At 41.9% G+C, this 11421-nt stretch carries 11 protein-coding genes; 5 read left to right on the forward strand and 6 right to left on the reverse strand.

Features of this window, described 5'->3' with window-relative positions; all coding sequences use genetic code 11:
- Nucleotides 1-41: 41 nt before the first annotated feature.
- From L3V77_RS05365 to L3V77_RS05390, 6 genes are read right to left on the reverse strand one after another with little or no spacing between them, the layout of a single operon-like run.
- Nucleotides 42-815, reverse strand: coding sequence for a heme ABC transporter ATP-binding protein (locus L3V77_RS05365; RefSeq protein WP_275136076.1), 774 nt, complete (start codon nt 813-815; stop codon nt 42-44).
- Nucleotides 815-1870 carry an iron ABC transporter permease gene (locus L3V77_RS05370; RefSeq protein WP_275136077.1) on the reverse strand — a complete coding sequence of 352 codons (1056 nt, stop codon included), beginning with the start codon at nt 1868-1870 and terminating at the stop codon, nt 815-817. Before L3V77_RS05370 ends, L3V77_RS05365 begins: the two co-directional genes overlap by 1 nt.
- 25 nt (nt 1871-1895) lie before the next feature.
- Complete coding sequence (locus L3V77_RS05375; RefSeq protein ID WP_275136078.1) at nt 1896-2735, reverse strand: ABC transporter substrate-binding protein; 840 nt, start codon at nt 2733-2735, stop codon at nt 1896-1898.
- On the reverse strand, nt 2732-3151 hold the full coding sequence (locus tag L3V77_RS05380) for a biopolymer transporter ExbD (RefSeq protein WP_275136079.1): 420 nt from the start codon (nt 3149-3151) through the stop codon (nt 2732-2734). Before L3V77_RS05380 ends, L3V77_RS05375 begins: the two co-directional genes overlap by 4 nt.
- A complete protein-coding gene (locus L3V77_RS05385) occupies nt 3148-3870 on the reverse strand; it encodes a MotA/TolQ/ExbB proton channel family protein (protein ID WP_275136080.1) in 723 nt (240 codons plus the stop codon). The genes L3V77_RS05380 and L3V77_RS05385 overlap by 4 nt, the downstream gene beginning before the upstream one ends.
- On the reverse strand, nt 3871-4620 hold the full coding sequence (locus L3V77_RS05390) for an energy transducer TonB (RefSeq protein WP_275136081.1): 750 nt from the start codon (nt 4618-4620) through the stop codon (nt 3871-3873). It lies immediately after the preceding gene.
- Between the two features lie 174 nt (nt 4621-4794).
- Here L3V77_RS05390 and hutW point away from each other — a divergent pair, with 174 nt between their 5' ends.
- The 5 genes from hutW to L3V77_RS05415 all read left to right on the forward strand — a co-directional run bounded on the left by hutW (nt 4795) and on the right by L3V77_RS05415 (nt 11331).
- Nucleotides 4795-6147, forward strand: a complete 1353-nt coding sequence (hutW, locus tag L3V77_RS05395; RefSeq protein WP_275136082.1) for a heme anaerobic degradation radical SAM methyltransferase ChuW/HutW — start codon at nt 4795-4797, stop codon at nt 6145-6147.
- Between the two features lie 15 nt (nt 6148-6162).
- Nucleotides 6163-6693, forward strand: a complete 531-nt coding sequence (gene hutX / locus L3V77_RS05400; protein ID WP_275136083.1) for a heme utilization cystosolic carrier protein HutX — start codon at nt 6163-6165, stop codon at nt 6691-6693.
- On the forward strand, nt 6683-7201 hold the full coding sequence (gene hutZ / locus L3V77_RS05405; RefSeq protein WP_275136084.1) for a heme utilization protein HutZ: 519 nt from the start codon (nt 6683-6685) through the stop codon (nt 7199-7201). Before hutX ends, hutZ begins: the two co-directional genes overlap by 11 nt.
- A gap of 121 nt (nt 7202-7322) precedes the next feature.
- A complete protein-coding gene (locus L3V77_RS05410) occupies nt 7323-9461 on the forward strand; it encodes a TonB-dependent hemoglobin/transferrin/lactoferrin family receptor (protein ID WP_275136085.1) in 2139 nt (712 codons plus the stop codon).
- A gap of 79 nt (nt 9462-9540) precedes the next feature.
- The gene (locus L3V77_RS05415) at nt 9541-11331 is read left to right on the forward strand and encodes an ABC transporter ATP-binding protein (protein WP_275136086.1); all 1791 of its coding nucleotides are present in this window, start codon (nt 9541-9543) and stop codon (nt 11329-11331) included.
- Nucleotides 11332-11421 lie beyond the last annotated feature (90 nt).

Below are 11421 nucleotides of genomic sequence, written 5' to 3' on the forward strand. Positions count from 1 at the left end.
CCAACTTGTTGTAGACAGTCATCGTCGCAGAGGTTTTTTTATCAGGTCAAGATGATGGGGTGGCCCCGTTCAGGATGCGGAACAACCTGTACTGGCCAATGGTAGACATCGGCGATGTTTTCCTTTGTTAGGGTTTCCCATGGCGTCCCATCGGCGACAAGTTTACCTTCATTTAGAATCAATACTCGGTCGGCATATTGCGCAGCAAGGTTTAAGTCGTGAATAACGGTGATGACAGATGCCCCTTCATCGGTTAATGATTTTGCTAGTTGTAACGTTTTATGTTGGTGTGACAAATCCAGAGCAGAGGTTGGTTCATCTAAAAGTAATACTTTTTTGTCTTGGCTCTGTGCCAATTGGGTCAATACTCTCGCTAAATGTACACGCTGTTTCTCACCACCAGAGAGGCTAGGGTATAGGCGGTCAGAGAGATGCAGCACATCGGTTTCTCGCATATATTGTTCTGCGATAGACGAAATCTCTTTCTGCGATGCACGTAAGGTCAAGCCTCCAAGTTCAATGACCTCTTTAACAGAAAAATTAAAAGAGAGTGTACTGGACTGGGGTAATACGCCCATGTGTCTTGCTAATGTGGATGCTTTCCAGCTGTCGGAGTCGATGTCGAAATAACTTACTTTTCCTTTAAGAGGCCACTCCTTAGTGATCAGTTTCAATAAACTGCTCTTTCCGGTTCCGTTAGGTCCTAATAAGATAGTTAACTCCGATGCATGAAAATCAACGGAAACGTCATCTAGAATAGTTTTCCCACCAAGTCTGAGATGTAAATTTTTGAGAGAGATTGCGGTTGTCGTCATTAAATGCGCCCTTTTTGTTTCACCAATAACCAGATAAAGAAAGGAGAGCCAATTAACGCGGTAACAATACCTACTGGCATATCGAGTGGAGCGACTACCGTTCTGGCGATCATATCGGCAACGAGTAATAATAAAGCCCCAATAATCATTGATAGGGGGATCAGTGTGCGATGGTTGGGTCCCGTGACCATTCGACCTAAATGAGGAACGATTAATCCGATAAAACCGATCATTCCTGCAAGAGACACTGTCACGCCGACACCTGCTGCGGTAAGCAAAATAAGCCGGCGTTTTAGCGCTTGAGTTTCTATGCCCATATGCTTGGCCTCAGGTTCACCTAGTAGCAAAACATTGAGTTTATTTGCATCACGATAAAAAAGTAAAAAGAGAATAATTAGACTTGAAAAAGCCATGCCCAAACCCTGTAAGTTTGCTCCGGCCAGTGACCCCATTGTCCATAAGGAGAGATCTCTTAATGCTTTATCATCCGCAAAATAGTTCATCAAACCGAGACCTGCTCCCGCTAGAGCACTGATGGCGACTCCCGCTAGAAGCATCATAGTTACAGACGTTCCTGTTGGAGATGTGCCTAGGCGATAGACAAGTAGAGTAGTGATGGTGCCGCCTATAAAAGAGAATAAAGGCACGGTTCCAAATAACAATAGGCCGGGATATTGTTCGGCGAGGCTTCCGAAAAGGACGATGGCAATAGCCGCACCTAAAGCGGCACCGGCGGAGACACCAATAATACCAGGGTCGGCAAGAGGATTTCGGAACAGGCCTTGCATTACTGTGCCACATAAGGCCAAGATCGCGCCAACCGCGACAGCCAACAGAGTTCTTGGCAACCTGATCTGCTGAATAATTAATTCGATGTAAGCAGCATCAGCGCTTTTCGACGAAAAGTGTCCAGGCAGAATAGCGAGCATGCTGTCTATAAAACTAATATCCATCGGCCCTACGGATACTGAAGCAATCACAGCGATAAATAGAAGTGATAATCCTATAGGTGTTAATAATCGGACGGAAATTCGCCCTGAGATCATATTATTCATTTTATATTATGTCGTCTCGATAGTTTTATAATTCGTTTTGGTTGAACGTATCATGCAGCTTTTGAGCAAGTCGAATGCTTGCTATACCAAACCCACCGATTAATGCATGGCTTGGAATAGATACAATTTTGCCCGGTTGGCCTGCTGGTGTAGCGGCCAACAAAGGGAAAGCAGCCATTATACCGTCATAGCCTTCAAGGCTGCGCCATGCTCGTTCGCTAACCAATATATAGTCAGGTTGCAATGCGACAACGGACTCTATAGAAAGCGGTTTATAGGAGCGCACAGCTTCACTTGCTGGGTTAGTTGCACCAGACAATGCAATGATCTTATCGACCGTCGTCTCTCTACCGCCCACCGTAGCAGGTCGGCCTTTTTTTAGCATCAAAAAGATGACTTTAGGGCTGCGTGTCAATTCGGATCTATTCAAATTATCGACATCTTGTTTTACCGTTTGCTTAAGCTTTACCGCTTTATTGGTTGTGCCTGTGAGTTCTGCAATAATGTCAATTCGTTGAAATAAATCTTCGATTGAATTGCCCGGAGGTACAACCAAAACGTTCACATTGCTTGATCTTAGCTGAGCTAACGTTGTATCAGGTCCCATTTCATTAGAACCGATAAGATAGCTCGGATTCAGAGCCAATAATCCTTCAGAAGATAGCTTTCTGTGGTAGCCAACTTGAGGGATGTTGCTGCCAGTAAGTAGATGTTTACTCGTAGCATCGACGGCAATAAGTTGTTGCTCTGCTCCAAGGGCATAAATTAATTCAGTGACAACAGAACCTGCACTGATAATTCGTTCCTCTGCTGTGGCTGAAAAATGGGACAAAAGTAGGCTCAAACCGATTAAATAGACTCTCATGATTCTTGGTTATCCATAATTATATTGGTGGCGTTGATTTGGTTTTTTTGTAAAAAAGCCAAAAGCTTAAGCATGGCTTCTACTGATGCGGACTTATCCGCGGCAATGACAAGTGTTTTGTTCGGGTGTTTTTTGATTGTTGACATAAGGTCTTGCGTGAATCGAGCCCAATCCGAGTACTGTTTTCCTTCTATAGCCCAAAGAGAATCCTCAGCGTGTATATTGATAGTGATGACTTCTTTGTCAGGGCTCTCCAGTATTTCGTGGTCTAGTGTCTGAGGAAGATTCACTTCCATCGTTTTAATCTGAATGTTGGTCGTCAGTAATAGAAAGACTAAAACGATGAATATAAGGTCTAGTAATGGGGTTAAGTCTGGCGTTAACGCATTTTGTTGTTGATCGCCTGAAGTGATCATACAGCCTTGACCTTACATTCTTTGCTTGGCTTTGCGGTGTTGTGCAATTTGGCAGACGATTGGCAATGGATGACTTCAGGAATCGATTTCTCTAAGGAGATGCCTTCGAGGTAAAGGCTGCAGTGATTCAATGCATGTTCTATTTTTGCGATAGACCGGCCAGCCCATAACTGAAGGACTTGACTACCCAAAATAGCGGGGACAGCAATGATCAATCCGGCGGCGGTAGTCGACATCGCAAGACCTAGGCCTTTAGCAAGTGAAGAAGGCGCAATAGGACCCGTTGTCACCGCAAGGTCTTTAAACATTTCTATTAACCCGAGCACTGTACCAAGTAGGCCGATTAATGGGCTGATTGCTCCAATAATTGAAAGAAAACGCAGCCCTGATGTGTACTCTTGGCGAATGTTAGCTAACCAAATACTCACGGTTTGTTCTCTTAAGGATTGAGCAAAATTTTTGTGTGTGAGGAGCAGCGCGATCCCCTTTGATAATGTATTTTTTTTCGCCGATTGTTCTTGGATAAGCTCATTGAGTGCGTCGTTATTGTTTATATCGATGCTTCTAATTTTTCGAATCAGATAAAGACTGGATGTCCTGCTATTTATACTGAGAAAAAGAATGCGCTCTATTAACAGCATTAGCGTTAAGAGTGAGAGTAGAGTTAGCGGCAAAGCCATCAAGCCCAATTGGCTATGAATCGTCGTCAAGGTGTTCATTTATCTATCCAATTTAAAGTTTACGGGTATCTGTACTCGATGAGCGATGGCGTGACCCCGGTCGGTCGAAACGTCGAATTTCCAGTTTGATATCGCGGTTAATGCAGCACCGTCTAATGTCGAAAAACCAGAAGAATCGACGATAAACTGCTTGATCTGGTTTCCATGGTCATCGATCCAAACCTCTATAAGCACTTTGCCTTGTTGACCGCGTCTTTTCGCTAACCGTGGATAGCTGACAGGGGTTGGTCTTGCTGTAAAGGTTGGCTTTTTTATGAGCATGGGTGTGGATGCTCTAGATGTACTTACGGCACTCTCTACTGGCTTGCTCGGTATGTCAGCTCGTGTTGAGGTTTTTGTTTCTTTAATGAGTGGTTCTTTTTCAACCGTTAACGCTCGTTCGTTTTTAATATCACTACTCTTCGTCATTTTGTTTTTGGTTGTAACCCTTTCTGCTATTGGTTTGATTGGAACGATTGTTTTTTTTGGATCGATAGGTTTTTTTAATTCAGTATCTTTTTTTACTGCTTGTTTTTCGACAATAGTCGGCTGCGATTTTTGCGGTTCAACGTGTGTCTCTTGTGGGATAGGCATTGCTTTTTTAGGTGCTGCGACGAATTGCAAATGCATGTTTGCTGTTGTCGAATCCAGAGAGACAGTCAACGCATTCTGTGCCGGTTGAGCCAATAACATAAGGCTATGCAGTGCAAGAGAAACACTTCCAAATATCACATATCGTTTACCGTTCAAAGTAGACCCTTAGAATGATGTCAGTACATCTAGATAATCAATTTTCGAGTAGATTGTAAATGATAATACGAATGAGATCAATTATCATTTACAAATGTAAAAATTGACGGTAGTATTCTTGGAAATCTAAGAACGCTTTAAAAATAAGATATTTAGTAAGGTTAATGCTCACTCATGATTATTGATTTAGACGATGTTAATTTGGTTGGATGCCACTCTCCTGACCCGATAAGCACGGCATTTGTTAGAAAAGCTAGTGCACATGCAGGAGGGCAATCTACGCCCATTAGTGAGGAAAACGTTCAGTTTGAGTTGACACGTAGGTTAAAACAGCAGGGGGGAAATAATCGTTCTCGTTGCCTGTATGTACACATTCCCTTCTGTCGAGTTCGTTGTACGTTCTGTAATTTTTTCCAATATGCCTCTAGCAAAAATTTGATAGAAAATTATTTTCAGGCGCTATTAGCAGAGCTTCGTTGGAAATCTCAATTCGAATGGACGCAATCGCAGCCGTTTCACGCGGTATATATAGGTGGAGGTACACCCACGGATTTAAGTGCTGAGCAGCTAGAAATATTAGGCAAAACAATTAGACATTTATTCCCATTAACATCGGATTGTGAACTTACGCTTGAAGGTAGATTGAATGGATTTAACTCAGAAAAATTTGAGCGTGCGTTAGAAGGTGGATTCAATCGTTTTTCTTTTGGTATTCAGTCATTTAACTCAAAGGTAAGACGAGCAGCAAAGCGACTGGATGATAGAGAATACGTGCTAAACAAAGTTCAAGAGTTGGTCCGTTATAACGCCGCGCCTATTGTTCTTGATCTGCTTTATGGGTTGCCTCATCAAACATTAGATATTTGGGAACAAGACCTGAATGACTACGTGGTATCAGGGGCTCATGGAGTTGACTTATATCAGTTGATTGAAATGAAGGGATTTCCTATGGCTCAACTGGTCGAAAAAGGTAAATTACCTGCGCCTGCAGATACCGCATTGAAAGCCAGAATGTATCAATTTGGTGTTCAATTTATGGATCAACATCACCAGAAGAGATTGAGTGTAAATCACTGGGCTTCTTCTAACAGGGAAAGAAGTATTTATAACAGCCTGGCTAAAACAACCGCAGAAGTATTACCTTTAGGAGCAGGCGCAGGAGGGAATATTGGAGGGATTCAAATGATGCATACGAGAGATATGGGCGCTTATATCGAGGCGGTGACCAACCAGAAATTTCCAACAGAGATGGCGTTTGAGGCCCCAATTACCCGGGGTATTAGTGCAGAAGTAAAATCGGCTTTTGATCAAGGTGTATTAGCAAAACACCGCCTTGATTCACTCTATGGTGAAACGTTATTTGAGGCGCTACGACCATTGTTTAGCGCATGGCAAAACAATGGTCTCGTTAACCTAGAAAAAGAATACCTTACTTTAACGGTCGCGGGACAGTTTTGGTCCGTCACATTGGCTCAAAATCTTATTGAAGTCATCGAAAATAATTATAATTTAGTACGTGCTGCGTAGTCTGGAGAGAAAACAATGAATCTGTCTTGCCCAATAGAAGAGATCAGAAAAAGGATATTTGAACTTAATGAACAAGAACCGAACATTTCCGTCGCGGAGATGGCAAGTAAAGTGGAAATATCGGAAGGAGAAGCGACACTAGCGCTGCCGAGTCACTATGTTTATTCCTTTGACGGAGGTTGTACCCAAACTATTTTGCAGGCATTACCATCTTGGGGAAATGTGACCACTATCGTTCATTCCCACGGGTCAATTTTTGAGACTAAAGCCCCGTTTCCTAAAGGGAAGGTTTCGCATGGTTACTATAACCTTATGGGCAGGAGAGATGGTGAATTGAATGGCCATTTGAAGATCGATCTTGTTACTGACGTTGCGTTTGTGTCTAAGCCATTTCGTGGAATGGAAAGCCATTTCATCGGTTTCTACGAGCAAGCCGGAAACTGTGTATTTAAAGTCTATTTAGGCAGAGATAAAAAACGCCAGATATTAACCGGTCAAATAGAATTATTTAGAAGCTTACAGAGGGATCTGAGCAATGGAAAATAAACAACGCCGAATACAGAATCGGATTGGAAATGATATTTTAGAGTTTCGTCAGAATCAAAAAACACTGCAATTAGCCACACTTACTCATGACGGTTGTCCGCATGTAAGTTATACCCCATTTGTTTATTTGCCTGATGGTTACTACATCTTGATCAGTGATATAGCGAAGCATGGGCAGAATTTAAAAAATCATCAACAGGTTTCAATCATGATGATAGAGGATGAACAAGATTGCAAAAGTATCTATGCACGAAAGCGTTTGAGTTTTGATACCAAAGCAAACCTCGTTCACAGAGAATCGGATTCTTGGTTAACGGCGATCAGTGCACTTGAACAACGATTTGGAGAAATTGTTAGTAATTTGAGCAAACTAGGCGATTTTCACATGTATCAACTTATCCCAGAAAAAGGGCGCTTTGTGAAAGGTTTTGGCAAAGCGTTTGATATCTCGGGAAGCGATAGAGTGGATATCGTTCATTTAGATGGAGGCCATATAAATAATAAATAGAGCCGCACCATCATACGTGATTTAAATATCAAAAAATAATTCACAACTATAAAGGACCGGATGAGACATCAAATCTCGTTTGTGAGTTTGTTCGCCTAAAAAATGAATAAAGGAAAGAAAAATGATTAATAAAACAAGAATAGCGGTGGCGATAGCGGGGGTGCTTTCACTACCAACAACGACGAATGCGGAAACATACTCTCTTGACGAAGTAGTGGTTTCGGGGACACGTACGGAACAAAGTAAGAAAGATGTATCGTCTTCAATCGACGTGATTTCTGCAGAAGATATGAACAAAAATGTAGTGAGTGATTTGAAACAGGTGTTTCAATATACTCCCGGGGTTGATGCTCAAGGTTCGGGTCGTTTTGGTGTTTCAGGTGTCAATATCAGAGGTGTTGAAGAGAGCCGAGTCAAAATGATGGTGGATGGTGTTCAACAACCAACGCCTTATAACCCTGGTTCAAGCGAACAGCGCAAATACCCTAATACGATTGAAGTCGATACACTGCAATCAATAGAGGTGAATAAAGGCCCTTCTTCTACCCTATATGGTTCTGACGCTTTGGGTGGTGTCGTATTAATGCGTACCAAATCTCCTCAAGATTACCTTACCACATCGGGTGACGAGCATCGATTTGGTATAAAAAGTGGTTACGCTTCGGCGAGTGATGAATTTAAAACAACGGTTAACTGGGCGATGCGCAAGGATAAGCTCGAAACCTTATTGATGGCAACCTATGCCAATGGGCATGAAACTGAGACGCACGGTTCAGGTGATTCGATTGAAGGCCCTGATCGTGGTGCTGCGAACCCAGCAGACAAAGAGTTAGGTAATCTACTTGGCAAAGCCTTCTATCAAGTCAATCAAGACAATCGAATCGGCCTCACGGTTGAATACTATAATCAGCAGTACGATGAAGACGAATTGAACTATAACGGTTATAGCATTATGCCGGGGTTTACCTACACTGATAGTTATAACAAGGATATTAATGAGCGTTTTCGTATCGGTTTAGAGCATCAAATGTTTATGGAGGCATTGCTCGCGGACTCTTTAGATTGGTCAATCAATTATCAAGATTCGAGTTCATTGTCGAAAAATTATGATACGACAGGTTTTTCTGGTCAACGTATGCGGGAACGAGATGCTTCAGACAAATCGATTCAGGTGGATACCCAATTGTCTAAAATTACGATGATTGATGGCAATGCACATGAGTTTACCTATGGGGCTATGTTTTTAAATAATGATTTTGCGTTAGATAATACAGATTATAAATATGATTTTGGCACTGTTACACCGGGGAGCACGGGGATTCCCGATGCGAATGTCATCCAGTGGGGTGTATTTGTCCAAGACCAGGCTTTCTTTATGCAAGAGCGCCTAATTGTTACCGCGGGGCTTCGTTTTGATTCTTTTTCTGCTGACCCAAGTACTGACACGGGTTATACAACAGAATATGCAAAAAATAGTGACAGTGCAGTGACAGGGAAGTTTGGTTCGGTTTATCATTTGAATGATCAGCTTTCGTTATTTGGTCAAGTGAGCCAAGGCTTTAAAGCACCAACCGTCTACGATCTGTATTACTTTTATAATCAAGGGGCAATTATTGAAGCTAACCCTGACTTAAAAGCGGAGAGAAGTACGGCCTATGAGCTTGGATTACGTGGTGAAAATAGCTCAGCGCGCTTTGAGTTCGCGATGTTCTACAATGATTACACAGACTTTATTACTCAAGAGGTCACGGGCGAACGAGGCGGTAAGGATGTTATTACCAAAAAGAATCTTGATGAGGTTGAGATATATGGTGTTGAATTTAGCTCAACCATCTACCTTGACCAGATGTTTTCCGCCCCTCAAGGAATGTATAGCCGTGTCAGTGTTTCCTATTTAGATGGCGAAGACAAGAAAACAGGTGACGCATTAGATTCAGTTGCACCGCTAACGGGTGTTATCGGTTTGGGTTTGGATAGAGATGTTTATGGTGCAGCGTTGAATGTAAAAATGGTTGCGGCTAAAGATGATTGGCAAGCCGATGATAATGAAAATGTTTCGGGTTATACGTTAGTCGATTTTACGACGTATTATCAACCTACTCAAGATGTAAGAGTATCAGCAGGTTTGTTTAATGTTTTGGATAAAAAGTATTGGTTATACGATGACATCGCTGGACGAACAGCGACGAACAGCTTTAACAAAGATATAAAATCGCAACCCGGGCGTAATTGGGGTGTAGCGGTGGATTACCAATTCTAGGTTTCCCTTATCTTGTACTCTTTTAACCAAAAGCCGCCTTTGCATTAAAAAGGCGGCTTTTTTAAATTTGGATCAAATAGTGTCAAATCAGGCAGTAAAAGAAATCAATATAGAATGGCTATATGGTCATGCCATACAACATAAGAAGAAACTGGTTGTGGCAAATTGCGTTGCTGTTTTGGCTGCGGTTATCAGTGTACCAATACCTTTAATGCTTCCATTGTTAGTTGATGAAGTACTTCTACAACAACCAGGTTCTGGCATTGCATTCCTTAATCGATTAATACCTACATCATTACATAGTCCTCAAGGCTATATAGCGATGGTTTTACTGCTCATTATTATGATGCGCCTAGTCAGCCAGGGGCTGAATATATTACAAGCTCGTCAGTTTACTTTAGTGTCTAAGTCGCTCACTTGCACACTACGAAAAAGACTTTTAGAAAAACTCGGCCAAATCAATATGCGTCAGTACGAAGAGAGGGGAAGTGGTGCTCTGACTTCTTATCTCGTCACGGATATCGAAACCGTTGATAAGTTTATCGGTTCGACTATGAGTCGATTTGTGGTCAGTGTTCTATCGATTATCGGAATTTCGATGGTTTTGTTTTGGTTAGATTGGAAACTGGCGCTTTTCATCATTTTACTTAATCCAGTCATTGTACTGCTGTCCAAAAAGATGGGCCATAAAGTAAAAGAACTAAAGAAAAAAGAGAATCATTCCTTTGAAAGATTTCAGCAACGATTAGTCGAAACGCTGGATGGCCTGTATCAGTTGAGAGCGTCAAATAGAGAGCGAGAATATCTAGAAAGATTAATGCAAGATGCCGATGGTATCAGGCAAGATGCTGATAATTATGCGTGGCAATCGGATGCAGCCAATCGAATTTCTTTTTTATTATTTCTCGTTGGTTTTGAAATATTTCGAGCAGTGGCGATGGTGATGGTGCTGATGGGCGATCTTACTGTGGGCCAAATATTTGCCGTCTTTGGTTACCTTTGGTACCTGCTTTCACCTATACAGGATTTGCTTAGCATACAATATTCTTGGTTTAGTGCATCAGCAGCAATGAAGCGTTTAAATGGTTTGTTAATGTTGGAAGAGGAGAAGGTGTACCTACCAAAACTTGTTCCTTTTGAGAGAAACCAGTCGTTTGATATAGAGTTTAAGAACATTGAATTTGCCTATGACTCAGAAAGACGGGTTATCGATGATCTGAGTTTATGTATTCCTAGAGGAAAACGAGTTGCTTTGGTTGGTGCGTCTGGAGGGGGTAAATCGACACTTATTCAGTTGTTGCTTGGTATCTATCAAAAAAACAACGGGGACATTTTAATCAATGGTCATCCCATAGAGGATGTCGGTTATGAAAGCTTAAGAGATAGGTTAGCTGTTGTGTTACAGCATCCTATGATCTTCAACGATAGCTTAAGAGAAAATCTTACTTTGGGTGAGAGTTACAGTGATGAAGAACTTTGGAGCGCGCTTAAGGTTGCTCAACTGTATGAGTTTGTGATTGCGCTACCAGATCAATTGAATTCCGAACTCGGCCGCCAAGGTGTTAAGTTATCGGGGGGGCAAAGACAGCGTTTAGCGATTGCGAGAATGGTACTGGTTAACCCTGATTTCGTGGTGCTAGATGAAGCTACATCGGCGTTAGACACGTCGACAGAATCCGCATTACACCATGCTTTGAATACGTTTCTCGACGGTAAAACAACGTTGATAGTGGCGCATCGATTATCGGCTGTAAAACAAGCTGATTTGATTTATGTGCTGGAGGATGGAAAAGTTATTCAATCTGGGAATCATCATGAGCTTGTTCAAAAAGAAGGGTTGTATCAGACGCTTTATGGCACTCAGATGTAGGACCAAAAACAATAAAAAAAGGTAAGACTTCTGAAGTCTTACCTTTTTATTTATGCTTTATCTAGCAACGGACGTTAAGGGTGTAGTGTC

The organism is Vibrio sp. DW001 (assembly GCF_029016285.1).
Classification (GTDB): Bacteria; Pseudomonadota; Gammaproteobacteria; order Enterobacterales; family Vibrionaceae; genus Vibrio.